The 24910-nt window shown below is 61.3% G+C and carries 20 protein-coding genes; 13 read left to right on the top strand and 7 right to left on the bottom strand.

Annotated features, from left to right (window positions below; all coding sequences use genetic code 11):
• Positions 1-180 precede the first annotated feature (180 nt).
• Positions 181-651 (top strand): YbhB/YbcL family Raf kinase inhibitor-like protein, encoded by a 471-nt coding sequence (locus AC3IUA_RS16000; protein ID WP_489355247.1) that lies wholly within the window; start codon positions 181-183, stop codon positions 649-651.
• A 112-nt stretch (positions 652-763) separates the two neighbouring features.
• Here AC3IUA_RS16000 and AC3IUA_RS15995 read toward each other — a convergent pair whose 3' ends face one another.
• The 4 genes from AC3IUA_RS15995 to AC3IUA_RS15980 all read right to left on the bottom strand — a co-directional run bounded on the left by AC3IUA_RS15995 (position 764) and on the right by AC3IUA_RS15980 (position 6420).
• Positions 764-2329, bottom strand: a complete 1566-nt coding sequence (locus tag AC3IUA_RS15995) for an amino acid permease (protein WP_489355245.1) — start codon at positions 2327-2329, stop codon at positions 764-766.
• A gap of 154 nt (positions 2330-2483) precedes the next feature.
• Positions 2484-3644, bottom strand: coding sequence for an iron-containing alcohol dehydrogenase (locus AC3IUA_RS15990; protein ID WP_489355243.1), 1161 nt, complete (start codon positions 3642-3644; stop codon positions 2484-2486).
• Positions 3645-3647: 3 nt separating this feature from the next.
• Entirely contained in the window at positions 3648-5039 is a 1392-nt protein-coding gene (locus AC3IUA_RS15985; protein WP_489355241.1) for an aldehyde dehydrogenase family protein, read from the bottom strand.
• A gap of 7 nt (positions 5040-5046) precedes the next feature.
• A complete protein-coding gene (locus AC3IUA_RS15980; RefSeq protein ID WP_489355239.1) occupies positions 5047-6420 on the bottom strand; it encodes a glutamine synthetase family protein in 1374 nt (457 codons plus the stop codon).
• A 389-nt stretch (positions 6421-6809) separates the two neighbouring features.
• Here AC3IUA_RS15980 and AC3IUA_RS15975 point away from each other — a divergent pair, with 389 nt between their 5' ends.
• The 10 genes from AC3IUA_RS15975 to AC3IUA_RS15930 all read left to right on the top strand — a co-directional run bounded on the left by AC3IUA_RS15975 (position 6810) and on the right by AC3IUA_RS15930 (position 16639).
• On the top strand, positions 6810-7127 hold the full coding sequence (locus AC3IUA_RS15975; protein ID WP_489355237.1) for a Rieske (2Fe-2S) protein: 318 nt from the start codon (positions 6810-6812) through the stop codon (positions 7125-7127).
• 512 nt (positions 7128-7639) lie between these two features.
• Positions 7640-9088, top strand: coding sequence for a Fe-S cluster assembly protein SufB (sufB, locus tag AC3IUA_RS15970; protein ID WP_489355235.1), 1449 nt, complete (start codon positions 7640-7642; stop codon positions 9086-9088).
• 15 nt (positions 9089-9103) lie between these two features.
• Positions 9104-9868, top strand: coding sequence for a Fe-S cluster assembly ATPase SufC (gene sufC, locus AC3IUA_RS15965; RefSeq protein WP_489355233.1), 765 nt, complete (start codon positions 9104-9106; stop codon positions 9866-9868).
• Positions 9865-11184 (top strand): Fe-S cluster assembly protein SufD, encoded by a 1320-nt coding sequence (gene sufD, locus AC3IUA_RS15960; protein ID WP_489355231.1) that lies wholly within the window; start codon positions 9865-9867, stop codon positions 11182-11184. Before sufC ends, sufD begins: the two co-directional genes overlap by 4 nt.
• Positions 11181-12458, top strand: coding sequence for a SufS family cysteine desulfurase (locus tag AC3IUA_RS15955; RefSeq protein ID WP_489355229.1), 1278 nt, complete (start codon positions 11181-11183; stop codon positions 12456-12458). The genes sufD and AC3IUA_RS15955 overlap by 4 nt, the downstream gene beginning before the upstream one ends.
• Positions 12455-12913 carry a Fe-S cluster assembly sulfur transfer protein SufU gene (gene sufU / locus AC3IUA_RS15950; RefSeq protein ID WP_489355227.1) on the top strand — a complete coding sequence of 153 codons (459 nt, stop codon included), beginning with the start codon at positions 12455-12457 and terminating at the stop codon, positions 12911-12913. Before AC3IUA_RS15955 ends, sufU begins: the two co-directional genes overlap by 4 nt.
• Before the next feature lie 3 nt (positions 12914-12916).
• The gene (gene sufT, locus AC3IUA_RS15945; protein ID WP_489355225.1) at positions 12917-13750 is read left to right on the top strand and encodes a putative Fe-S cluster assembly protein SufT; all 834 of its coding nucleotides are present in this window, start codon (positions 12917-12919) and stop codon (positions 13748-13750) included.
• Positions 13751-13774: 24 nt separating this feature from the next.
• Positions 13775-15766 carry a thioredoxin domain-containing protein gene (locus AC3IUA_RS15940; protein WP_489355223.1) on the top strand — a complete coding sequence of 664 codons (1992 nt, stop codon included), beginning with the start codon at positions 13775-13777 and terminating at the stop codon, positions 15764-15766.
• Positions 15767-15806: 40 nt separating this feature from the next.
• Positions 15807-16136 (top strand): carboxymuconolactone decarboxylase family protein, encoded by a 330-nt coding sequence (locus AC3IUA_RS15935; protein ID WP_489355222.1) that lies wholly within the window; start codon positions 15807-15809, stop codon positions 16134-16136.
• Positions 16137-16183: 47 nt separating this feature from the next.
• Positions 16184-16639, top strand: coding sequence for a hypothetical protein (locus tag AC3IUA_RS15930; protein ID WP_489355220.1), 456 nt, complete (start codon positions 16184-16186; stop codon positions 16637-16639).
• 108 nt (positions 16640-16747) lie between these two features.
• Here the strand turns inward: AC3IUA_RS15930 and AC3IUA_RS15925 are convergent, their stop codons facing one another.
• On the bottom strand, positions 16748-18871 hold the full coding sequence (locus AC3IUA_RS15925) for a TonB-dependent receptor (protein ID WP_489355218.1): 2124 nt from the start codon (positions 18869-18871) through the stop codon (positions 16748-16750).
• Positions 18872-19043: 172 nt separating this feature from the next.
• On the opposite strand from AC3IUA_RS15925, the gene AC3IUA_RS15920 reads away from it, so the two are divergent.
• Positions 19044-19775, top strand: coding sequence for a hypothetical protein (locus AC3IUA_RS15920; protein WP_489355216.1), 732 nt, complete (start codon positions 19044-19046; stop codon positions 19773-19775).
• Positions 19776-20629: 854 nt separating this feature from the next.
• Here AC3IUA_RS15920 and ilvD read toward each other — a convergent pair.
• Together ilvD and AC3IUA_RS15910 are read right to left on the bottom strand one after the other, a co-directional pair.
• Complete coding sequence (gene ilvD / locus AC3IUA_RS15915; RefSeq protein ID WP_489355215.1) at positions 20630-22312, bottom strand: dihydroxy-acid dehydratase; 1683 nt, start codon at positions 22310-22312, stop codon at positions 20630-20632.
• Between the two features lie 63 nt (positions 22313-22375).
• Positions 22376-23053 (bottom strand): type 1 glutamine amidotransferase domain-containing protein, encoded by a 678-nt coding sequence (locus AC3IUA_RS15910; protein WP_489355214.1) that lies wholly within the window; start codon positions 23051-23053, stop codon positions 22376-22378.
• Positions 23054-23882: 829 nt separating this feature from the next.
• Between AC3IUA_RS15910 and AC3IUA_RS15905 the strand changes: the two genes are divergently transcribed.
• Positions 23883-24818 (top strand): alpha/beta fold hydrolase, encoded by a 936-nt coding sequence (locus AC3IUA_RS15905; RefSeq protein ID WP_489355212.1) that lies wholly within the window; start codon positions 23883-23885, stop codon positions 24816-24818.
• Positions 24819-24910 lie beyond the last annotated feature (92 nt).

Genomic DNA, 24910 nt, shown 5'->3' with positions numbered 1-24910 from the left:
TGGCCAGGCGCTTGGGTTTACAGACCCTCTGTGGCGATCTAGCCTGATACTTTCTATAACAAATGGGCCAGGGTTGCTGTGGTGCGCCGTGGCGCAACTATAGTGCTTGTCAGCGGGGGTAGTAGAGCCCGCGCGCGGCATCGAGTCTGTTGTCAACCACCCTTCAAAGAGGTAACCGCCATGCCACTCGTGCTCGAATCTCCCGCTTTTCCTGCCCAGGGTCCGATGCCGGCGCTTTACAGCTGCGAGGGCAAGGATGTTTCTCCGCCGCTGGCCTGGAGTGGTGTGCCGTCAGGCACCCAGAGTCTGGTGCTGATCATGGACGACCCGGACGCGCCAGATCCCGCGGCCCCGAAGATGACCTGGGTACATTGGCTGCTCTATAACTTGCCCGCAGGGACAACCGGCTTGGCCGAAGACCTGCACACGCCGCCGCCCGGCACGCTACAGGGGCTCAACGACTGGCAGAGAATTGGCTACGGTGGACCCTGTCCGCCGATTGGCACCCATCGGTATTTTCACAAGCTCTACGCGCTGGACACGGTGTTGCCGGACCTGAAGCTGCCCACCAAGGCGCAACTGGAAAGCGCCATGCGCGGCCATATACTGGAGCAGGCCGAGCTGATAGGTACTTATCGTAAAACCCGGTGAGGGTCGAATGTCACGAACAGCAACGTGCGGGCACACTCCCTGTGGCGAGGGAGCAAGCTCCCTCGCCACAAATGTCACCAGACGGAAGAATCGCGTTAACTGACCGTGCCGATCAGCTTCCCGCTTGTCTATTCAATGCCTCTTCAGCCGCGGCGATTTCGGCCTGACGCTTGATGATCATCTCGCCCATGGGTGGGCCCTGGAAGCGCCGGGCTTCAAAGACGAACCAGACGATGGCGGTCAGAACCAGAAAACCAAGGGTGATGTACAGCGCCCAATCGTTCGGCGGCTGAATGCCGATGATGAAGATCAGCACCATGGAGAGGATCGAGAGGATGGCGAAGAATGAATACCAAAAGCGCCCCATGTTCCACGGCCCCATGGTCGGCCACTTAGCGGTGCCGAAGGTGAACAGGCCCAGGATGATGGGAATGATGAAGGAGAAGAACAGGAAGATCACCGTGCAGGACACCACAATGGTGTAGACCGGGGTTTCGCCGATCGAAATCACGGACGATCCCCAGACGAACAGCACCGCCAGCGTGGCGCCGGTCCAGATCGCTGCCACCGGGCTGCGATGCTTGGGTGAAACCCCGGCCAGGGCTTTTGAGCAGGGCAGGCCGCCGTCACGGGAAAAAGCGAAGATCATCCGTGAGACCGAGGTCACGGTCGCCAGGCCGCAGAGGAACTGCGAGATGAAAATCGCCAGGTACAGCGCAATCTTGACGGTCGGGTTCACCTGAATGTCCATCGCCCAGAAGAACACATTCCAGCCATGGGTCGCCGCTTCGTCCATGCTCGGCAGCATCAATACAAACGAGCTGAGCATGAGCCAGCCAAACAGCAGCGACCAGACCACCGACATGACCATCCCGACCGGCACTGATATAGCTGCATTTCGGGTCTCCTCGGAGGTATGCGCGGAGGCGTCATAGCCGGTGATGGTGTAGATCGGCAAGAGCAGGCCGAGCATGAAAACCCAGCCATTGGACACTTCTGGCCATACGTTGCCGCCGGTCTCGCCGGAATAGTTGCCGAAAGTCACCAGCCGGGCGAACTCATAGCTGGGCGCGGCGATCAGGCATACGATGGTCAAGGCGATTGCCGTGGCGAAGATCAGATAGCCCGAGAAGTCAGTGAGCTTCGCGGTCAGGCCGATGCCAAAGTGGTTACACAAGGCCTGGATGCCGGTCAGGATCGCCAGGAAAATGATCCGTGTGGTGGTGGTATCTTCCATTCCCAGGGCCGGTCCGAAGGCCCCGAAAAAGAAGTAATAGGTGCCGACGTTGATCGCGCCGAGCACCGTTACCAGCCCCAGCAGGTTGAACCAGGCCGTCAGCCAGCCGGTGAAACGGTTACCGAGAATCGAGCCCCAGTGATAGAGGCCGCCAGCGGTGGGGTAGGCCGAGGAAATCTGCGCCATGGCCATGGCGAAAACCCCGGAGATCAGGCAGCCGATCGGCCAGCCGATGCCGATTGCCGCGCCGCCCGCGCCCGAGGTGCCCTGGGCCAGTGAGTTGATGCCGCCCGAGAGGATGCAGATGATCGAAAAGGAAATGGCAAAGTTGGAGAAAACGCCCATTCGTCGTGAGAGTTGCTGGGCATAGCCCATGCTGTGCAACACCTTGACGTCGTCGTCGTGCGGCGTGCTGGTGCCGGGCTGGCTTGCTGGATTCATTATGTATGCCCCTTCAGGTTTTGATTCAGATCCATTTGCGCATGCGTTGCGCAATGGACTGGCCTTCAACACCTTGTCGTACTGCTCCTGTCTCTAACGGATCAAACCTGTCCATGCTGCGTGTTCAGGCCTTGGCCATGGACAGACGACTGCTCTAGATACGGCCGTGATAAGCCGCGTCGAAAATTTCTGCCGCGCCATTGCGGGTCAATGGCAGCGGGTTGCCGCCGGCAGAGGGGTCGACAATGGCCATGTCGGCGATCAGATCGGCCTGCCGATCATCCACGCCCAGTTCAAACAGCGTATGCGGTACGCCGATGTCCTTGCGCAGCTTGAGGACGAAGGCCAGGAAGCTGGCGAAACCCGGGGAGGGCAGACGCAGGTAAGCCGCCAGGCGGGTGATGCGTTCCTCGATAGCCGCTCGGTTGAACTGCAGGACATAGGGCATCAAGGTGGCATTGGTCATGCCATGATGGGTGTCGTACAGGGCTCCCACCGGATGTGCGAGCGCGTGCATCCCGCCCAGACCTTTCTGGAAGGCGGTGGCGCCCATCGCGGCAGCCGCGAGCATTTGCGCTCGCGCCTCAAGGTCCGAGGGTGTGTGTACGGCCCGCACCAGGGCATTGGCCACCAGGCGCATGCCTTCCACCGCGATACCGTCGGCCATCGGGTGAAAACCCGGGGCGCAGTACGACTCCAGGCAATGCGCAAAAGCATCCATGCCGGTGCCGGCGGTGACCTTTGCCGGCATGCCGACGCTAAGGGCCGGATCGCTGATGACCACCCGCGGCATCATCTTCGGGTGGAAGATGATGCGTTTGGTGTGCGTGCGTTCGTCGATGATCACCGCCGCACGGCCGACCTCGGAGCCGGTCCCCGCAGTGGTCGGTACCGCAATGACCGGGGCAATATTGCTGTCGTCGGCGCGGGTCCAGTAGTCGCCGATGTCTTCGAAATCCCAGACCGGTCGGGTCTGGCCGCTCATGAAGGCGATAAGCTTGCCCATATCCAGGCCGCTGCCCCCGCCGAAGGCGACCACCCCGTCGTGCTTGCCGGCGCGCCAGGCGTCGAGCCCACCCGCCAGGTTGGCTTCGACCGGGTTGGGCTTGAGGTCGGAAAACAGCGCTACGCCAAGACCCGCTGCGCGCAAGGCGTCCAGCGCCGCCGTGGTGATCGGGACGCGCGCCAGGCCACTGTCGGTGACCAGCAACGGTCGCTGGATACCCTGGCTGCGACAGACCTCGGCCAGCTCGGCGATGCGGCCGACACCGAAGCGAATGCTCGTGGGGTAGTTCCAGTTTCCAGTCAGGCTCATGTTCTAGACCTCGTGGCGCAGATGGAAGGATTTGGCTCGGGTCAGGCTCTCGTAGCCAAGGCGCGACAGCGTTACGCCGCGTCCGCTGTTCTTCACACCGGTCCAGGCCAGGGCCGGGTCCAGATAGTCACAGCGGTTCATGAATACGGTGCCGGTGGCGATCTCGTTGCCCAGGTGTTCGGCGGCAGCGAGATCCTGGGTCCAGAGGGAGGCGCTGAGGCCGAACTGACTGTCGTTCATCAAGGCGATGGCTTCGTCGTCGCCGGCAACCGGCATGATGCCGACCACCGGGCCAAAGCTTTCCTCGCGCATCACCGCCATTTGATGGGTGACGTCCACGAGTACCTGCGGCGCAAGGTAGGCGCTGCCCGGCGCGTCGGCGGCAAAGGCCTTTGGATCGATCAGCGCCCTGGCGCCCTGTGCCAGTGCATCGGCGATCTGCCCACGAACGAATTCTGCGGCGCCGGGTGTAACCAGCGGGCCGAGCGTGGTGGCTTCGTCCAGTGGGTTGCCTAGTACGTATTGGCCCGTCAAGGCGACAAAGCGCTCGACAAAGGCCGGGTAGATTTTTTTATCGACATAGATGCGCTCGATGGCGCAGCAGCTCTGCCCGGAGTTGAAGAAACTGCCGTCCACCAGGTTTTCCACCGCATGCTCAAGGTTGACGTCTGCCCGTACGTAGGCCGGGTCTTTGCCGCCGAGTTCCAGCCCCATGCCGAGAAAGCGCCCCGTGGCTGCGCTTTCCATGGCCTTGCCGGCTTCGACCGAGCCGGTGAAGTTCACCTGATGCACCCGGCCTGAGGCAATGATTGCGGCGGTCTGCTGATGGTCAAGCAGCAGATTGTGGAACAGGCCTTCGGGCAAATTGGCGCGGCGCAAGGCCTCGGCGAAACGTTCGCCGACCAGCAGCGTTTGCGTGGCATGCTTGAGGATCACGCTGTTGCCGGCCATCAGCGCCGGGATGATCGTATTCACCGCCGTCAGGTAGGGGTAATTCCAGGGTGCGATAACCAGTACCGTACCCAGCGGCTCGCGTTTGATATAGCGCCGAAAACCTGCGACAGGCGCGGGTTCCAGCGCTGCCAGGGCTTCAGGTGCAAGGGCGATCATATGCCGGGCACGTTCTGCGAAGCCGCGCAACTCGCCAGCGCCAAAGCGAACCGGGCGGCCCATCTGCCAGGCCAGCTCCGGCACGATTTCAGCCTGCATCGCCAGCATCGAGTCCACGGCGGCGCTGCACAAAGCAGCGCGTTCGCTCAGTGGCCGGCGTTTCCAGTGCGCCTGGGCGGTTGCGGCTGCCGCCAGCGCCTGCTCGATCTGCGCCGCATCGGCACAGTGGCGTTCGACGTAGACCCGGCCATCGACCGGTGAGATGAGCTGAATCTTCGCAGTCATGGTGTTCTCAATAGCGCTCGAAACCGCGCTGCAGTTCCCAGTCGGTTATCCGCCGGTCGTACTCTTTCTGCTCCCACTCGGCGGTGTGTACGTAGTGATCGATCACTTCATCACCGAACGCCTCGCGCAACATGCTCGAGGCCTTCAGTGCGGCGCAGGCATCGCGCAGGGTCTTCGACACTTCAGGCAAATGCTCATCGAGGTATGCATCGCCCTCGAAAGGCGGCGCGAGGTTGAGCTTTTCGTCGATACCGGCCAGGCCCGCGGCGATCAAGGCGGCGAAGGCCAGATAGGGGTTAAGGTCGGCGCCACCGATGCGACATTCGATGCGGATGGCTTTGCTGCCTTCCGCGCACAAACGAAAGCCCGCGGTGCGATTGTCCCGACTCCATACCGCCCGTGTCGGCGCAAAGGTGCCGGCCTGGAATCGCTTGTACGAATTGATGTAGGGCGCGAGGAAGCAGGTGATGTCGTTGGCGTATTTGAGCTGCCCGGCCACCCACGAGCGCATCAGCTTCGACATGCCGAACTCGGCCTTGGGGTCGAAGAACAGCGGCTTTTTGGCATTCTTGTCCCACAGCGAATTGTGCACATGGCTGCTGGAACCGGCGGCGTCATAGCGCCACTTGGCCATGAAAGTGATTGCCTTGCCCTGCAGTTGGGCGATCTCTTTGCAGGCGTGTTTGATGATGACGTGATGGTCGGCCATGGTCAGGGCATCGGCATAGCGGATGTTGATCTCTTCCTGGCCCGGGCCCCATTCACCCTTGGAGTTTTCCACGGGAATGCCGGATGCCTGCAGATGCTTGCGAATCGCCCGAAGCACCGGCTCCTCGCGAGTAGTCTGGAGGATGTTGTAATCCTCGATGTAATGGCCGGCGGTCTTCGGTTTGTGATAATTGCGCTCGTGGATGGCCTCGTAACTCTCATCAAACAGATAGAACTCGAGCTCCGAGGCAAACATGCCGGTATAGCCACGCTCGCGCAGGCGCTCGACCTGCTTTTTCAGAATCGCCCGCGGGCTGTGCGGCAAGTCTCGCCTATGGTGATGATCGAGCACGTCGCAGAGCACCAGCGCCGTGCACTCCAGCCAAGGCACGCGACGCAGCGTGGCCATGTCCGGTTTCAGCACAAAATCGCCATAGCCTTGGCTCCAGCTGGCAGCGGCGTAACCCGGCACCGGCTCCATGTCGATGTCATCGGCCAGCAGGTAGTTACAACAGTGAGTTTCTTCATGCCCGCTGTCGATGAAAAACTCGACCTGGAATCGCTTGCCGACCAGTCGCCCCTGCATGTCGACCATGCAGACCAGCACCGTATCGATCTCGCCGGAGGCAGCGGCGCGCTTGAGTTGTTCGAAGGTCAGGAGGGGCTCGGTCATCACGTCAGTCCTGCGTGAAATGGGCCTGTATGAATCATCGGATGTACGCAGAACCCGTAGGAGCTGGCGCAGCCTGCGATCTTTTGATCTTTGTGCAGATTGGCGGTGTGCGGGAAAAGATCGTCCGAACCCGGCTCGAACCTGCAGCAGCTCCTTGCGTTGACCGCATACACCGGTGATTTTTCAGATATACGCAGAATTTATACCCGTACAACGGTTAAATACCGGAAGTACGCAGCATCTGAGCTCCCCTCAAGCTTAGACTAATGTTGCCAAACGCAAGTCTCGGCGATCGAAAGCCGGGTGCTATATTGAAAATCAAGAGGGGGTCGTCCAGCCGTTGGCTTTGGCGGCTCAGCGTCCTGCCGGTTGCACCCGGGAGTGGCACCATGAGTGAATTCGTCAAAGTTGCCTGCGTGGGCGATATCCAACCGGGTACCGGCAAGACGGTAGACCTGGGGGGCACGCCTGTCGCGCTGTTCAATGTCGATGGCCAGTATTTCGCCATTCATAACACCTGCCCACACGAGGAGGGCCCGTTGGGAGAAGGCACGCTCTGCGGCAGCGTCGTGACCTGTCCTTTTCACGCCTATGAGTTCGATGTGATCAGCGGCGAATGCCTTACGGAATCGGCCTATCACGTCGAGCGGTTCGATGTCCGGGTGGATGGCAACGACATACTGGTCCGGGAGTCGGAGGATGTTTGATGCGGGTGGCCGGTAGGAGCTGCCGCAGGCTGCGATCTTTTGATCCAGCTTCGGGCAATCCCCAGAACCGCTAAAAGATCGCAGGCTGCGCCAGCTCCTACGCCGACCGTGATGGGCAGAAAGATCTGCGCAATGCCCGCGTTCGGCATAGATCTGCCCAATACACACAACCCCCCGTAGGAGCTGCCGCAGGCTGCGATCTTTTGATCCTGCTTCGGGCAATCCCCAGAACCGCTAAAAGATCGCAGGCTGCGCCAGCTCCTACGCCGACCGTGATGGGCAGAAAGATCTGCGCGATGCCCGGGCATAGATCTGCCGAATACACACAACCCCCCGTAGGAGCTGCCGCAGGCTGCGATCTTTTGATCCTGCTTCTCGGCAATCCCCAGAACCGCCAAAGATCGCAGGCTGCGATCTTGACGATCTTGACGATCTCGCACGCGCCGCAGGGTAAAGGGATGGAGTATAGTTAAAAAGTCGAATCGTCCTGCCAGCAGCAGGAGGAGTCAGCGATGAGCACTGACAATGCTAGGATCCGCGAACTCAGCGGCCAGGCGTATAAATACGGCTTCGTTTCCGATCTGGAAAGCGACGCGGCTCCGCGCGGGCTCAATGAAGATGTCATACGCCTGATTTCGACGAAGAAGAACGAACCGCAATGGTTGCTCGACTGGCGCCTGAAGGCCTACCGCCACTGGCTGACGATGCGCGAGCCGACCTGGCAGAACGTCCGTTACGAGCCCATCGACTACCAGGACATCATCTATTACTCGGCGCCCAAGCCGAAAACGCCGGGGCCCAATAGCCTTGACGAGGTCGATCCCGAGCTGCGCGAGATGTTTGGCAAGCTCGGTATCTCGCTTGCCGAACAGGAGCGCCTGACGGGTGTCGCGGTGGACGCCGTGGTCGATTCGGTCTCGGTGGCGACCACCTTCAAGCACAAACTCGCCGAGGTCGGGGTGATCTTCTGCTCCTTCTCCGAAGCCGTGCAGAACCATCCGGAGCTGGTGCGCAAGTACCTCGGTTCGGTGGTTCCCTATAGCGATAACTTCTTCGCCACGCTGAACTCGGCGGTGTTTTCCGATGGTTCCTTCTGCTACGTGCCCAAAGGCGTGCGCTGCCCAATGGAACTGTCGACCTACTTTCGGATTAACGCCGCGGATACCGGCCAGTTCGAACGCACGTTGATCGTCGCCGAGGAGGGCGCCTACGTCAGCTACCTCGAGGGCTGTACCGCGCCGATGCGCGACAATAACCAGCTGCACGCGGCGGTCGTCGAGCTGGTTGCGCTGGATAACGCCCGAATCAAATACGCCACGGTGCAGAACTGGTACCCGGGCGATGCACAAGGACTCGGCGGGATCTTCAACTTCGTCACCAAACGCGGCAAATGCGCAGGCGCGCACTCGAAGATCTCCTGGACTCAGGTCGAGACCGGCTCAGCCATTACCTGGAAATATCCGGGGGTGATTCTCCAGGGCGACTATTCAGTCGGCGAGTTCTACTCGGTGGCCCTGACGGCCAACCATCAGCAGGCGGATACCGGCACCAAGATGATCCACATCGGCCGGCACACGCGCAGCACCATTCTTTCCAAGGGCATCAGCGCCGGCCATGGGCAGAACACCTACCGCGGCCTGGTGAAAATCCAGAAGGGCGCGACCGGTGCGCGCAACCATACGCAATGCGACTCCCTGCTGCTGGGCAGCCAGTGTGGCGCCCACACCTTCCCGTATGTCGAGGTGAAGAACCCGAGCGCCCAGGTCGAACACGAAGCCTCCACGTCAAAGATCAGCGATGAGCAGCTCTTCTACTGTCGCCAGCGTGGTATCAGCGCGGAGGACGCCGTGCCGATGATCGTCAACGGCTTCTGCCGCGAGGTGCTCAAGGAACTGCCGATGGAGTTCGCGGTGGAAGCCCGGAAACTGCTGGGCGTGAGCCTCGAGGGCTGCGTGGGCTGAGGCCCGGGGTGGAGCATGCTCGAGATCAATGATCTGCACGCCAGCGTCGAAGGCCGTGAAATCCTGCGGGGTATCACACTGCGGATCGACGCCGGCGAGGTGCATGCGATCATGGGCCCCAACGGCTCTGGTAAAAGCACCCTGGCTCAGGTGCTGGCGGGCCTCGAGACCTACGAGGTCAGCGGCGAGGTGCTCTACGAAGGACAGGATCTGCTCGCCATGCCGGCGGAAGCGCGCGCGGTTGCCGGGATTTTCCTCGCGTTTCAGTACCCGGTGGAGATCCCTGGCGTCGGCAACCTGTATTTCCTGCGTACGGCCCTCAACTCGGTGCGCAAACAGCACGGGCTCGAAGAACTCGACGCGATGGATTTCCTCGCGCTCGCCAAAGAGCGCATGGCGCTGGTCGAGATGGACCAGAGCTTCATGAATCGCTCGGTCAACGTCGATTTCTCCGGTGGCGAGAAGAAGCGCAACGAGATCTTCCAGATGGCGATTCTTGAACCCAGACTGGCGATCCTCGACGAGACGGACTCGGGCCTCGACATCGACGCGCTGCGAATCGTCGCAGCCGGGGTCAACGCGCTGCGCAGCAAGGATCGCGCACTGCTGGTCATCACCCACTACCAGCGACTGCTCGACTATATAGTCCCTGATCGCGTCCACGTCATGGCCAACGGCCGGATCGTCCAGTCCGGCGGCAAGGAGCTGGCCGTCGAGCTGGAGAAGCACGGCTATGGGAGCTTCGAGCAGGCCTCGCCAACGCCCGGAGCCACACCATGAATACGCAGGCGAGCGTCGCGTTTCTCGCGCAGCTTGAGCCCAGGGCCAACGACCGGCAGCCCGCCTGGCTATGGGAATTGCGCAGCGCAGCGTTCCAGTGGCTGGCCGAACACGGCTTTCCTACGGCCAAGGACGAGGCCTGGAAGTACACACGGATCGCGCCTATCCTGGAGACCCCTTTCCAGCCCGCCAGGCCGGGCGTGAGCCGGGACCTGTCCGACGCCAGCATCGAGCGGCTCATCGGCAACTACGGCGGCCCGCGGCTGGTCTTCGTCAATGGCTATTTCGCTGCTGAGTTTTCGGTGCTTGAGGAGCTCCCCCCTGATACCCGGGTGACCCATTTCGCGACGCTGCTGCGTGCCGACAGCGGTACGCTCGAAGCGCCGTTTTCCCATGCATTCCGCACGCAGCCGCAGGCGTTCACCGCGCTCAATGCGGCCCTCGCCGAGGACGGAGCCTTGGTGCAGATACCCGCTCACACGACGGTCAAAGCGCCGATCCATCTGGTGTTCCTCTCGGTCCCGGGCGCCACGCCACTGATGACCCATCCGCGCGCCTTGGTGCTGATGGGGGCAGGCAGCCGTGCGACTCTGGTGGAAAGTCACGTCGGCAGCGGGGCAGAGGTCTACCTCAGCAATACCGTCAGCGAGGTAGTACTCGACGCGGATGCTGCGCTTGAGCATTACAAGGTGCAGAACGAAAACACGGCGGCGTTCCATGTCGCGCTGCTCAGCGTGCGCCAGGCCCGGGGCAGTCACTTTACCGCGCACTCCTGGGCATTGGGTGCGGCGCTGGCACGGCAGGAAGTGCGAATCGTGCTCGAGGGGCCCGGCGCGGACGTCGCCCTGAACGGCCTTTACCTGCCACGGGGCAAGCAGCACCTGGACAACCAGACGACCATCGAGCACCTGGCGCCGCGCTGCACCAGCCGCGAACTCTATAAAGGCGTGATCGATGATCGCGGGCATGGCGTCTTCGACGGGCGAATCATCGTGCGCCCAGGGGCGATGAAGACCGATGCCAGCCAGACCAACAAGAATCTCTTGTTGTCGGAGGTGGCCCAGGTCAATACCCAGCCACGGCTGGAGATCTTTGCCGATGACGTCAAATGCGCCCATGGTGCCGCCGTCGGCCAACTGGATGAGCAGGCTGTTTTCTACTTGCGCTCGCGGGGCATTTCCCAGCCAGCGGCGCGGTCGATGCTGACCTTTGCGTTCGTCAGCGAGATGCTCGAACTGATCCATCTGGAGCCCCTGCGGGCCGATGTGGAACGACTGGTCGCCGCGCAGTTGCGGGGCCTGGAGGTATCGGCATGAGCGACCTCGAAAGCAGCCTGCCGGCACTACCGAAACAGCGCTTGCCTGCGCAAGGCTATGACGTCGAGCGGGTGCGCCAGATGTTCCCGATCCTGGCGCAGCGGATCTATGGCAAGCCCCTGGTTTACCTCGACAGCGCCGCGACCAGCCAGAAACCGCTGGCGGTCATAGACGCAATGTCGCGCTTCTTCTTGCAGGAGAACGCCAACGTGCACCGTGGCGTGCACTACCTCTCGGTGCGCGCCACCGAGGAGTACGAGAAAGCCCGGGCCAAGGTCCAGGGCTTCCTCAACGCCGAGCAAGTCGAGGAGATCATTTTCGTCCGCGGTACTACCGAAGCCGTCAATCTGGTGGCGCAAACCTATGGCAAGGCTCAGGTCCGCGCGGGCGACGAAGTGTTGATCAGCGCCATGGAGCACCACTCCAACATCGTGCCGTGGCAGATGCTCTGCGAGCAAACCGGCGCCCGGCTGCGAGTGGCCCCCATCAATGACTCAGGGGAGCTGCTGCTCGATGAGCTGGAACGGCTGATCGGGCCGAGGACCCGGCTGGTGGCCGTGACCCATGTGTCGAATGTGCTCGGCAGCATCAACCCGATCCGGCGCATTGTCGAACTCGCCCACGCCCGGGGCGTACGGGTGCTGGTCGACGGCGCCCAGGCGGCCCCGCACCTCGAGAAGGTCGACGTGCGAGCGCTGGGCTGCGATTTCTACGCGCTGTCGGGCCACAAGATGTACGGTCCCACCGGAATCGGCGTGCTCTACGGTCGCCACGAGCTGCTCGAAGCCATGCCGCCTTACCAGGGCGGCGGCGACATGATCCTCTCGGTGAGTTTCGAGAAGACCGTCTACAACAAACCGCCGTACCGGTTCGAAGCGGGGACACCGAACATGGCCGGGGCGATTGGCCTTGGTGCGGCGATCGACTTCATTGGCGAGTTGCAGCCAGAGGCTATCGCCGCCCATGAGCAAAGCGTGCTGGCCTACGCGACGAAGGTGCTGGCGGCGGTGCCCGGCCTCAGGCTGATCGGCACCGCGGCGCAGAAAGTCGGGGTCCTCTCGTTCGTTCTCGACGGCATCCATCCGCACGATATCGGGACCATCCTCGACCGCGAGGGGATAGCGATTCGTACCGGGCACCACTGCGCCCAACCCTTGATGAACCGCTTCGGTGTAGCGGCCACTGCCCGCGCCTCGCTCGGCTGCTACAGCACCGAGGAGGATATCGATGCGTTGGTGGCCGGTCTGGCCAAGGTCCGGGAGGTGTTCCGATGAGCGGCGATGAACTGCGCGACCTCTACCAGGAGGTGGTCATCGACCACGGTAGGCGACCGCGCAATTTCCGCATACTTGAAGACGCTACCAGTACGGCGGAGGGCTTCAATCCACTGTGCGGCGATCAGCTGAGGATTTATCTCAAGCTCGCGGACGGGGTGATCGAGGACATCAGTTTCCAGGGGGTCGGCTGCGCTATTTCCCAAGCCTCGGCATCCCTGATGACCCTGGCGGTCAAGGGCAAGACGCCGGAGGAGGCGCAGGCACTCTTTGACCGGGTGCATACGCTGCTCACCGAAGGGCCCAACGTCCGGGTGACGGCTGCGGAGCTCGGTAAACTCGCGGTGCTTTCAGGGGTATGGGAGTTCCCGGTGCGGGTCAAGTGCGCCACCCTGGCCTGGCACACGCTGCGCAGTGCCCTCGAAGGGGACCACTCACAGGTCTCGACGGAGTAAGCCATGACAGCCGATCCAGCCCTCCCGGACATTCGTCTCAGCGACTCGGCGCTGCAAATCCTCGGCGCCGCCCTGGCGGATGGTCGCGAGGACTCGGTGCGACTGAGGATTGACGAACACTTTGCCCATGAGTTGCTGTTCGAGCCCGGCGCCGAAGGCGATATCGTCGTCGAAACCGACTACGGCATCAGGCTGTTGCTCGATCCCGCCAGCGCAGGGCGAGCCGATGGCTTGTCCATCGACTTCGTGTATGGGCTGCAAGGCGCCGGCTTTCAGTTCGACAACCCGAATCAGCCGGGGCGTGCGCAACCGATCGAGCTCACGCGGGACTGCGCGGCGACCCAGATTCCACGCGGCGAGCGGCTGCAGTTGAGGCGCGGTGAGCGCGTGGCGGTGACCCAGGCACTCGGTGGCAGCTTCACGGTGCAGATCACCGGCGGCCGGCTGGCGCGGATCGCGGCCGAGGATGCCGATGCCCTGGGGCTGGATGCTCCCCAGGAAGTGCTGCCTCAGGCAAGCGGCGCCTTCGACTTCCAGCAGGTGCTCGACATGCTGCGCACCGTCTATGACCCGGAGATTCCGGTCAACGTGGTCGATCTCGGGCTGATCTACCAATGCGCAGCCCGACCGCTCGCCGACGGCGGCCAGCGCGTCGAGATCAAGATGTCCATGACCGCGCCCGGATGCGGGATGGGCGACGTGCTGAGGGAGGAGGCGCGCGCCAGGGTCCAGAGCATTCCAGGAGTCAGTCAGGTCGAGGTGGAGATCGTCTGGGAACCGCCCTGGGATCAAAGTCGCATGTCCGATGCGGCACGCCTGCAGTTGGGCCTGCTGTGAGGAGCCCATTGTGAGGACACAGCCGTGAGCAATCGACTCGCCATAGAAACGTCGCCCTACCTGCGCCAGCACGCAGAGAACCCCGTCGATTGGTATCCCTGGGGCGAGGAAGCGTTCCAGCGTGCGCGCGACGAGGACAAGCCCGTCCACCTGTCGCTGGGCTACGCCGCCTGCCACTGGTGTCACGTGATGGCCCACGAGTCTTTCGAAGATCCGCACGTTGCGCGGCTGATGAACGAGCGCTTCATCAACATCAAGGTCGACCGCCAGGAGCGGCCTGACCTCGACGACATTTATCAGAAAATCGTACAGATGCTGGGGCAGGGCGGAGGCTGGCCGTTGACGGTGTTCCTCACGCCACAGCGCGAGGCATTTTTCGGCGGCACCTACTTCCCGCCGCAGGAGGGGTATGGCCGGCCTGGATTCAGTCAGCTCTTGATCGGTGTGAGCGAGGCCTGGCAAAACAACCGCGAAGCGCTGCGCCAGAACGTTGAACAGTTCCTCCAGGGTTACCACGCCATGGACAGGCAAATGCTCGAGGGCGACACGCCGCTGGAGCCAGATCAGCCGGCCGCCGCCGCTCGGCTGTTTGCCAGGAACACCGACCCGGTGCACGGTGGCTTGGGCAATGCGCCGAAGTTTCCCAACGTGGCCTGCCATGATCTGGTCCTGCGTCTCTACCAGCGTCTGCACGAGCCGGACTTGCTGCACTCCCTGGAGCTGACCCTGGATCAAATGGCCGCCGGCGGGCTCTACGATCACTTGGGAGGCGGTTTTGCTCGTTACTGCGTGGATGAGCGCTGGGCCGTGCCGCATTTCGAAAAAATGCTCTACGACAACGGCCAGTTGGTGAAGCTCTATGCCGACGCCTATCGCGCGACCGGCAAGCCTGCCTGGCGGCGGGTGTTCGAGAAAACGATCGACTACATCCTGCGTGACATGACGCACCCCGAAGGCGGTTTCTACGCTAGCGAGGACGCCGACAGCGAGGGCGAAGAAGGCAAATTCTATGTGTGGACACCCGCGCAGGTGCAGGCCGTCCTCGGCGCCCCGGACGCCGAGCTGGTCTGTCAGGCCTACGGCGTAACCGCCAGCGGCAACTTCGAACATGGCTCAACCGTGCTGCACCGCGCAGCCGCACTGGACGCGGAGCAAGAAGTGCGACTGGCAGGCCTAAACGACACGTTGTTGGCAGCGCGGGCCCAACGCATTCGTCCGGGACGCGACGAGAACATCCTCACCAGCTGGAACGGGTTAATGATTCAGGGCCTCTGCGCCGCCTACCAGGCAACCGGAACCACAACCTACCTGGACGCCGCGCGGCGCGGCGCCGATTTCATTCTGGACCGTCTCTCGACTCCCGAGGGTGGCCTGTACCGCGCCTGGCGGGAGGGCACGGCGAAGGTTCCAGGCTTTCTCGAGGACTACGCCTTCCTTGCCAACGCCTTGCTCGATCTCTACGAGTGCGACTTCGAGCAGCGTTATCTCGAACGCGCCACGCAGCTGGTCGAGCAAATCCTCGAGAAATTCTGGGACGACGGTGGGCTCTATTTCACCTCCAGCGATGGCGAGCCGCTGGTGCACCGGCCACGGGCGCCGCAGGACAATGCCTGGCCGTCGGGGACCTCGACCAGCGTGTTCGCGTTCTTGCGACTCTTCGAACTGAGCGGCCGCGAGCTGTACCGCAAGCGTGCCGATCAGGTATTGGCCCTGTACCGCGCCGCCGCCGCGCAGAACCCCTTCGGTTTCGCCCATCTGCTGGCGGCGCAGGACTTCGTCCAGCGAGGCCCGATCAGCATCGTCATCGCAGGCGAACGCTCCATCGCCAGCGCCTTGGTGGCACGCCTGCAGCGCCGCTACCTGCCGGCACTCGTGCTGGCTTATGCCGAGGATGTGCCCATCGGCGTGGGCAAGCAGCCGCTCGCAGGGCAAACCTGTGCGTATGTCTGCCGCAACCGCACCTGCCAACCACCCGTGACCAGTGCCGCGGAGCTTGTAGAGCGCTGCCTGGAGTGAAGGGCAGGAACTGAAGCACTCGTAACCCGAGGAGACAACCATGGAAAGCAAGAGCTTGCACAACACCTACCAACGGCTCAAACAGCAGCACCCGGACTACTTTGACGCAGTCGAGGCTTTGGGTACCGCGGTGCGGCATGCCGGCCCCCTGGACGAGCAAGTCGTCCAGCTGATCCAGCTCAGCGCCGCGGCGGCCATCCGCTCCGAGGGCGCAGTGCACAGTCACACCCGACGGGCACTGGAAGCAGGCGCCACGGCAGAACAGATCCATCACGCGCTGATTTCGCTGACCAGCACTATTGGCTTCCCGACTGTCATTGCGGCCATTAGCTGGGCGGACGATGTGATAGAAAGAGGGAAGCAAATCTGACCTTGAATAAATACGAGACTGGCGCTGGGCCCTTGTCGGAGGTTGTCATGAATAGGTTGTCGTCCATTAGTCTGTGCCTCACCTTGTCGCTTGCAGGTACTCAAGCCTGGGCAGAAACGGTCGTGCCCATGAAGGGCCAGACTTCGCAGCAAATCCAGTTGGACATCACCGACTGTCAAGCCGTGGCTGCCAGCCAGAGCTCTGCGACCGCGCCGCCGCCTGCCGGCGGCAGAGTGCGTGGCGCTGCCGTTGGCGCAGCTGCCGGGGCGGTTGGAGCAGAGGTGCGAGGACGTCAGCATGACGAGTTTTATGATCGAGTCGATGACGACGTAAAGCAGGACTATCGCCAGAATCGCGCCCGGGAAACCGCAGCGGCTGGAGTCGTGGTGGGTGGTGCGCGCCAGCGTCAGGAACGCCGGGCGCAGGAGAAGACCAGTGCGACGACCAGTGCTACGGCCTATACCAGTTGCCTGCAGGGGCGGGGTTATCAGGTTAACCCCTGAATAAACAAACACCCTGCATCGCCAGAATTCTGTTCACTCAAGAGAGTCTTGAGTCTGTGAGAAACCTGTGGCGAGGGAGCAAGCTCCCTCGCCACAGGTCGCCGAGTGTCAGAACCGGTAGTTGGTACTCAGCTCCAGCGTGCGAGGCGCTCCAGGGGTGATCAGATCCACCGAACCATGGGCTGAGGCGTAATAATCCTTATCGAAGACATTACGCAAACGCAGCGCCACATCCCACTTCGGCAGGTTGTAGAGCAATGCGGCGTCCACCGTTGTATACGCGGGCATGACCACTACGTTATCCAGAGTCGTGTAGCGGTCATCGACATAGTTGGCGCCCATGCCCACGCGCCACGTCTCGGTCAACGAACGCACCAGCCAGAGGTTGGCGCTGTGGCGCGGCGTCAAAGTGGGCACCTGACCTTCGTTGGCTACACCGTTGGTACGGCTGTTGGACTTGGTGATTTCGGCATCAAGAAAAGCATAGCCGGCATAGACCTGCCACTTATCGCTCAACTGCCCGCTGGCGGTCAGTTCGAGGCCATCGGTGCGCTGCTCGCCGGAAAGCACCAGTTGAGTCGGGTTCGACGGATCGGTGGTTTTCATATTGGTGCGTTCCAGGTGGAACAGCGCCGCCGTCAATGCCAGGCGATTGTCGAGCAGGTCCCACTTGCCGCCGATCTCGTAGTTGGTGGTCTCTTCCGGATCCAGATCCTGGTTGGTCGTGCTCAGGGCGAAGACTTCGGAGGAGGGCTGGTAGGAGCGGCTCACCGAAACGTAATAGGACTGAATCTGGTCCGGCTGGTAGACCAGGCCGACGCGCGGGCTCCAGGTGTGATCGGTGCGGGACAGCTCGTTGCCGGTCAGATCATCCGAATATTGCTGGTCGAACACGTCATAACGCACGCCCACCAGGGCTTTCCACTGCGGCGCCAGTTCAATCATATCCTGGACGTAGAACCCGGCGGTGTCCTGGGTATTGGTACCTTTGGCGGTTTGCCGGTTAGCCTGGAACGGCACATCGACCAGGCCATCGCGGTACACAGGCACCTGCGCGACGTTGGATTGGCTGAACACAGACTGGTCCTTGACCTGACGCCCCAGTTCCACGCCATAGAGCAGGTTGTGATTCATCCCGGCAAGCACGGCACGTTGTTTGAGTTCGGTCTGGTTGAACCAGCCATCTTCCTTGCGCTGCACATTGCCGCGGTTCAGTTTCACCAGCAGTTCGCCGTTGGGCGCGGTGACAAATCGGGTGGGGCTGGAGTCGGCCAGGGTATTGTTGCGGTCCAGGTCGTAGTGGTAGTAGCGGCTGGTATTGCTCAGGGTGAAGTCGTCGTTGAGCCGGTAGTCGACGCCGGCCGTGAACGAGAACACCTCACTGCGCGTGTAGTCGTCATCCGGGTCTGCGGCGCCGAAGCGTTTGTCGCGGTCAACATCCACCGGACGGTCACCTCGCGCAGGGATGCCAAAGTCGATCAAGCGTTTGTCATACAGATAAGTCGCGCCCAGGTTCAGCTCCAGATCGTCAGAGAGCTTGAAGTAGGCGGAAGGCGCAATGGCCTTGCGGTCGATGTAGCCGTCATCACGGAAGGTGTCGCTATTCTCCAGTGCGCCGGTGACACGGAACGCTTTATCGCCCTGCTGCTGATCGGCCCAACCGGCATCGAATTGAGTGCGTTTCTTGCCCTCGCTGTCGACATTGACACCGACTTCCTGCTTGGGCGTGAAGTTGGGTTTTTTGCTGATGCTGTTGACCAGGCCACCGGAAGAACCACGACCATAGAGCACGGCAGCAGGACCCTTGACCACTTCCACTCGCTCGATGTTAGACAGGTCACGGTAGTACAAGGCGTCGTCGCGGATACCGTCGATGTACATGTCACCGATCGCGCTGAAACCACGGATGGTGACCTGATCGCGCTGACCATCACCATTCGACAAGCCGATGCCAGGAACATTTTTCAGCACGTCCTCCATCGACTGTGCCCCTTGGTCCTTGATCACACTTTGAGGAATGACGTTCACAGTTTGCGGGATATCCCGCAGCGGGGCGTCGATCTTCAACGCGCTCCTGCTGTCGGTTGGCATATAGCTTTGTTCGCTGTAATCGCTGGTCACGGCGGTTGTCGGCAACGCCAGGGCGGCTTTCGTTTCCGCCTGTAAATCAGGTACGACCAAAACGCCCAGCAGCGCGAGAGAGGCTGGGTAAATGCGCGATAAAACCACCATGAACTCCTTTTATATAATTGATCGCGCTAATGATAACGATTATCTTTTGTAAGTAAATGCATATCATTCTTAAATTTTTAAGGGTCCAGAATGAGTGGGTTGAGCAGGCATCACAGTAAAATCCAATTGAGGCGTGCTGCCGGACCCACGCAGTAACGAAGAGGGCACAACCATGAATGAACAGAAACGGGAACTGCTCGAGCAGGTGCTGATCGCCCACGGCGGTCTGGAACGCTGGAACAGGTTCAGCACTGTTCACGCCACCCTGGTGACCGGCGGCGAGTTGTGGGGCATGAAAGGGCTGACGCAAGACAGCACGCCACGCCGGATGACCGTCTGGTTGCATGAGCAGAGAGCGTCGGTGATGCCCTTCGGAGCTGCTGATCAGTTTACTGCCTTCACGCCGGATCGAATCGCCATCGAAAAGACCGACGGGCAGGTGGTGGCCGAGCGCATGGCGCCACGGGAATCTTTCCGTGGCCACGGCGAAACGACACCCTGGGATCCACTGCATCGGGCGTACTTCAACGGTTACGCGCTCTGGTCCTACTTGACCATGCCCTTTCAGTTCATCTTGCCGGGTGTCGTGACCGAGGAAATCGAGCCCTGGCAAGAGGGCGCACAGCGATGGCGTCGCTTGCGGGTGCACTTTCCCGAGAGCATCGCTACCCACTGCGCGGTGCAGGATTTCTATTTTGGTGACGACTACCTGCTTCGCCGGCACGACTACAGCGTGGACGTCAGTGGCGGCCTGCCTGCCGCCCAGTACGTTCATGACTATGTAGAAACCGAGGGGCTGCGCATGCCCGGCAAGCGCCGCGCTTATCGGCGCGGGGCGGACGGGCAGGCTGATAAGGATGCGTTGCTGGTGGCTATCGACCTCAGTGAAATCACCTATTCGTAGTGGATGAATGAAACCAGGTCCTGGACCTCAAGGATATTTCCGACTGTGACCTCACCCGTGTCACCCGGGCAGTACATCTGTTGACGCGCGAAGGCTAAGCCGTGCTGGAGGTGATTCAGGCTCGGACGTTGCAGCGGAAAGAGGGGTTCAAGACTGCGATTTAGCGCTGTAGCGACGGCCCCTGTAGCTCACATTGCGCACAACTCCTGTGGGGAGGGAGCTTGCCCCCGTTCGGCTGCGAAGCAGTCGTAAAACCAGCACATGAGGTGTGTCTGGCATCTTTTGATCTTGCTTGCGGGCAATGTACAGAACCGCCAAAAGATCGCAGGCTTCGCCAGCTCCTACGCCGACCCTGTACATTCCTGGGCCCCCGGATGAACACACCCCCCGTAGGAGCTGCCGCAGGCTGCGATCTTTTGATCTTGCTTGCGGGCAATGTACAGAACCGCCAAAAGATCGCAGCCCTCGCCAGCTCCTACGCCGACCCTGCACATCCCTGGGCCCCCGGATGAACACACCCCCCGTAGGAGCTGCCGCAGGCTGCGATCTTTTGATCTTGCTTGCGGGCAATGTACAGAACCGCCAAAAGATCGCAGGCTTCGCCAGCTCCTACGCCGACCCTGTATATCCCTGGGCCCCCGGATGAACACACCCCCCGTAGGAGCTGCCGCAGGCTGCGATCTTTTGATCTTGCTTGCGGGCAATGTACAGAACCGCCAAAAGATCGCAGGCTTCGCCAGCTCCTACGCCGACCCTGCACATCCCTGGGCCCCCGGATGAACACACCCCCCGTAGGAGCTGCCGCAGGCTGCGATCTTTTGATCTTGCTTGCGGGCAATTTGGTACCTCGATGCCTAGAGATATTTATCCGTGACGGCGCCTTCCGAGGCACTGGACACGGTCTTGGCGTATTTGGCCAGTACCCCTCGTTTGTACTTGGACTCCGGGCGCACCCAGCGGGTCTTGCGCTCGGCCAATTCGGCGTCGGAAACGTCGACGGTGATTTGCCGGGTTTCGGCGTCGATGGTGATTTTGTCGCCGTTTTCAATCAGCGCGATGGGGCCGCCATCAAAGGCTTCGGGGGTGATATGCCCCACCACAAAACCGTGTGAGCCGCCGGAGAAGCGGCCGTCGGTGATGAGTGCGACGTCCTTGCCCAGCCCCTTGCCCATGACGGCAGACGTCGGCGAGAGCATTTCGCGCATGCCGGGGCCGCCCTTGGGGCCTTCGTAGCGGATCACGATGACGTCGCCGGCTTTGACTTCACCGTTGAGGATACCTGCCAGCGCGCCTTCCTCGCCGTGATAGACACGGGCCGTGCCGTCAAAGCGCAGGCCTTCCTTGCCGGTGATCTTGGCCACGGCGCCGGTGGGCGAGAGGTTGCCGCGCAGCACCACCAGGTGGGAGTCCTTCTTGATGGGCTGGTCGAAGGGCAGGATTATGTCCTGGCCGGCGGGGTAGTCGGGCACGCTTTCCAGGTTTTCGGCCAGGGTCTTGCCGGTGACCGTGAGCACATCACCATGCAGCATGCCGGCATCCAGCATGCGTTTCATCAACGGTTGGATGCCGCCGATGGCGACCAGTTCGCTCATCATGTATTTGCCGCTGGGGCGCAGGTCGGCCACCACCGGAGAATCCTTGCCCAGCTGCACGAAATCATCCAGCGTGAGCTCGACATCGACGGCATGGGCCATGGCCAGCAGATGCAGCACGGCATTGGTCGAGCCGGCGAGGGCGATCACCACCCGAATCGCATTTTCGAAGGCATTGCGAGTCATGATGTCGCGCGGCTTGATGTCACGCTTGAGCAGCTCCATGACCTGCTGACCGGCACGGAAACTGTCCGAGGCTTTGTCGCTGCTGATCGCGTCCTGGGAGCTGGAGCCGGGCAGACTCATGCCCAGGGCCTCGATGGCGGAGGCCATGGTATTGGCCGTGTACATGCCACCGCAGGAGCCGGGGCCGGGAATCGCCACTTCTTCGATCTGCTTGACCTGGATCTCGCTGATATCCCCCCGCGCGTGCTGGCCCACGGCCTCGAACACGGAAATGATGTCGGTGCGGCCGGCGCCCGGCTGGATGGTGCCGCCATACACGAAGATGGCGGGGCGATTCAGCCGGGCCATCCCGATAAGGCAGCCCGGCATGTTTTTGTCACAGCCACCCACTGCCACCAGACCGTCAAAGCCTTCGCAACCAGCCACCACCTCGATGGAGTCGGCGATCACTTCCCGCGACACTAGCGAATACTTCATGCCTTCGGTGCCGTTGGCGATGCCGTCGGAAATGGTGATGGTGTTGAAAATGACACCCTTGGCGCCGGCGGCATTCGCACCTTTTTCGGCTTGGACCGCCAGCTTGTCGATATGCATATTGCATGGCGTGACCATCGCCCAGGTGGAGGCGATGCCGATCTGCGGCTTTGTGAAGTCCTCGTCTGTGAAACCCACGGCCCGGAGCATGGCGCGACCGGGCGCGGCTTCCACTCCGTCCACCACTTGAGAGGAGTATTTACGCAGGTTGTCTTTGTCGCTCATGACGTTGCCTCCTATCCAGGATTGCTGGTTGAGCGTAGCGAGCCGGCCCTTGGCTGGCGCAGGTCAGACGCCCAAGCGTTGCAACGTGGCCGTGGCCGCCGCCTCTGAAGAGGCTGGATTCTGGCCGGTAATCAGGTTGCCATCGGTTACCACATAGGGCTTCCAGTCGTCGGCCTTCGAATACTGGCCGCCGTTGCTCTTCAGCATATCCTCCACCAGGAACGGCACCACCTCGATCAGCCCTACGGCGGTTTCCTCCGAGTTGGTGAAGCCGGTCACTGCCTTGCCCTTGACCAGGGGCCGGCCCTGCACCGAGGTATGGCGGAACGCCGCGGGGGCATGGCAAACCGCGGCCACTGGCTTACCGGCGGCATACAAGGTTTCGATCAGGCGGATGGAGTCGCGATCCTCGGCCAGGTCCCACAGAGGGCCATGACCGCCGGGGTAGAACACGGCGTCATAATCGGCGGCCTGGATGTCCGCGAGCTTCAGGGTATTGGCCAGCGCTTCTTGTGCGGCCGGGTCGCCGCGAAAGCGCAAGGTGGCTTCGGTCTGCGCGTCCGGCGCGTCGCTCTTCGGGTCGAGCGGTGGTTGCCCGCCCTTGGGCGAAGCGAGGGTCAGCGTGGCCCCGGCGTCCTTGAACACGTAATAAGGTGCGGCGAACTCTTCCAGCCAGAACCCGGTTTTCTCGCCGGTGTTGCCGAGCTGGTCGTGGGAAGTCAGTACCATCAGGATTTTCATGATGACCTCGCTGATTTGATCAGGTGCGGCCAGCGCTGTCGGGTCGCCAGAGCCGCAAGGAACATCCGACTCTTAACTATGGTCGCTGCTACCAGTATTACAAACCCGACTAGACAAAGGGTTCTCCCGGTTTTAACTGGACCGCCTGGGCTGGCAGACGCAGCAATTTTATTGCTGGATCTGAGGTTCGATCTGCTATCGAGGCACAATCGCGCGACTATCGCGACTGGCATCCGGTGACTGGCTTTGCCCAGTGTCAGTGCTGTCACTTTCCCCATAGTCATGGCAGGACGATCCGCTGACCGATATGACAATGGCCGCCATGACAAAGGGGAGTGAATGCTTGCTCGTCGACGTTCTCCAATACGGTGAGGCCAATTGATTTTAATGCCTGGTCCGAGGAAGGGCATTTGCATTTTGTCGTTGATGAACAGCATGAGTCATCCGATTGACCGCATACGGCCGGTGATAGCGTCGCAGCGGATCGGATAGCTCACGGTTCGTCGGAATAACTCACTTTTCACTTGCATGTGAGAGATCGCCTGCTTAAATCTGAGCCTCGGGTCGATTGGTGACTTAATGGTCACGGCGAGCATCTGAGCGTCCTCGCGCTTCTATGCTGCCGGGTTCAATCGGGGGGAATCCTCTGCTTTGGCATCGAGCATCATCCGATTGATCTTTTGTAACTGATTGAAAATAAAACAAGTTATTAGCTGATTTGTCTGGTGCTCAAGTTTGGGGCCGGGCGTTCTGCAATCTACTGAATGGTCCTGCGAACAGCCGCTCACGCTGTTTTCCCGAACCAGACTTGTGCCGGAAGGATTACGACATGAAGCCAGAGACTGCCATCGTCGAGATTTTCAACAAGTACAAGGTTTATACCGAACGCTATCTCAATAACGCCGCTGACAAGACCATCATTCTGGTCAATGGCTCGCTGGCAACCACCGCATCCTTTGCCCAGACGGTGCGTTACCTGCAGCCACGGTTCAATGTGGTTCTCTACGACCAGCCCTACGCCGGTCAGTCGCGACCCCACAATCGATACGGCCAGCCGATCCGCAAGGAAGACGAAGCAGAGATACTGCTGGAGTTGGTCGAACACTTTCGCGCCGACCATGTGCTGTCATTTTCCTGGGGCGGGGCGGCTACCTTGCTGGCACTTGCTCAGCGGCCGCGACGAATCGAGAAGGCAGTGATCAGTTCATTTGCCGCGCGGATCAGTAAGCCGATGCGCGACTACCTGGAGAGAGGCGTGAGTCTTCTGGAGACCTGCGACCGCTGCAACGTTGGCCACCTGGTCAATAACACCATCGGCAAGCACCTGCCGTCGCTGTTCAAGCGTTTCAATCACCGCCATATCAGTAGCCTGGCCGAGCACGAATACCGGCAGATGCATTTCCACATCAATGAGGTGCTGACCCAGGACACCTGGTGCTACGTCGACTGTGCCGATGCCATTGAGGTTCCGCTGCTGTTCATCAACGGCGAATGGGACGAGTACACCTCGGCGCAAGACGCCCGTCAGTTCGCCGGCCATGTTCGGCAGTGCCAGTTCAGCACAATCAAGAACACCGGGCACTTCCTCGATATGGAACACAAAGCAGCCTGGCAGGACACCCAGCAGGCCTTGCTCGGCTTTCTGCAGCCAGCCTCCAGCCCGATCAATCCGAAGTGCATGCCACCGCTGGGCGGCCGGCACCGTTACGTAGCCAGTGACCGTATCTTTAGTCACAGTGCGGCGCATAGCCACTTGCCCCGCTAGAGAGGCCTGGCTCTGGATCAATGCTTCGCACGGCGGTTTGGCGTGCGTTGGTACCAGTCCTTTCTGCCTGGCTCTTTGACAATAAGACGATG

It is taken from the genome of Pseudomonas sp. KH_050 (assembly GCF_057838875.1).
The sequence above is the reverse complement of the archived record's forward strand: the minus strand, read 5'-3'. Positions and strand labels throughout refer to the sequence as shown.

Excerpts from the sequence above, each read along its gene's own strand:
- sufT (WP_489355225.1), top strand. The coding sequence starts at position 12,917 with ATGACAGCCGATCCAGCCCTCCCGGACATTCGTCTCAGCGACTCGGCG.
- AC3IUA_RS16000 (WP_489355247.1), top strand. The coding sequence starts at position 181 with ATGCCACTCGTGCTCGAATCTCCCGCTTTTCCTGCCCAGGGTCCGATG.
- sufB (WP_489355235.1), top strand. The coding sequence starts at position 7,640 with ATGAGCACTGACAATGCTAGGATCCGCGAACTCAGCGGCCAGGCGTAT.
- AC3IUA_RS15905 (WP_489355212.1), top strand. The coding sequence starts at position 23,883 with ATGAAGCCAGAGACTGCCATCGTCGAGATTTTCAACAAGTACAAGGTT.
- AC3IUA_RS15975 (WP_489355237.1), top strand. The coding sequence starts at position 6,810 with ATGAGTGAATTCGTCAAAGTTGCCTGCGTGGGCGATATCCAACCGGGT.
- ilvD (WP_489355215.1), bottom strand. The coding sequence starts at position 22,312 with ATGAGCGACAAAGACAACCTGCGTAAATACTCCTCTCAAGTGGTGGAC.
- AC3IUA_RS15930 (WP_489355220.1), top strand. The coding sequence starts at position 16,184 with ATGAATAGGTTGTCGTCCATTAGTCTGTGCCTCACCTTGTCGCTTGCA.
- AC3IUA_RS15980 (WP_489355239.1), bottom strand. The coding sequence starts at position 6,420 with ATGACCGAGCCCCTCCTGACCTTCGAACAACTCAAGCGCGCCGCTGCC.
- AC3IUA_RS15995 (WP_489355245.1), bottom strand. The coding sequence starts at position 2,329 with ATGAATCCAGCAAGCCAGCCCGGCACCAGCACGCCGCACGACGACGAC.
- AC3IUA_RS15910 (WP_489355214.1), bottom strand. The coding sequence starts at position 23,053 with ATGAAAATCCTGATGGTACTGACTTCCCACGACCAGCTCGGCAACACC.
- AC3IUA_RS15935 (WP_489355222.1), top strand. The coding sequence starts at position 15,807 with ATGGAAAGCAAGAGCTTGCACAACACCTACCAACGGCTCAAACAGCAG.
- sufD (WP_489355231.1), top strand. The coding sequence starts at position 9,865 with ATGAATACGCAGGCGAGCGTCGCGTTTCTCGCGCAGCTTGAGCCCAGG.
- AC3IUA_RS15925 (WP_489355218.1), bottom strand. The coding sequence starts at position 18,871 with ATGGTGGTTTTATCGCGCATTTACCCAGCCTCTCTCGCGCTGCTGGGC.
- AC3IUA_RS15985 (WP_489355241.1), bottom strand. The coding sequence starts at position 5,039 with ATGACTGCGAAGATTCAGCTCATCTCACCGGTCGATGGCCGGGTCTAC.
- sufC (WP_489355233.1), top strand. The coding sequence starts at position 9,104 with ATGCTCGAGATCAATGATCTGCACGCCAGCGTCGAAGGCCGTGAAATC.
- AC3IUA_RS15990 (WP_489355243.1), bottom strand. The coding sequence starts at position 3,644 with ATGAGCCTGACTGGAAACTGGAACTACCCCACGAGCATTCGCTTCGGT.
- AC3IUA_RS15955 (WP_489355229.1), top strand. The coding sequence starts at position 11,181 with ATGAGCGACCTCGAAAGCAGCCTGCCGGCACTACCGAAACAGCGCTTG.
- sufU (WP_489355227.1), top strand. The coding sequence starts at position 12,455 with ATGAGCGGCGATGAACTGCGCGACCTCTACCAGGAGGTGGTCATCGAC.
- AC3IUA_RS15920 (WP_489355216.1), top strand. The coding sequence starts at position 19,044 with ATGAATGAACAGAAACGGGAACTGCTCGAGCAGGTGCTGATCGCCCAC.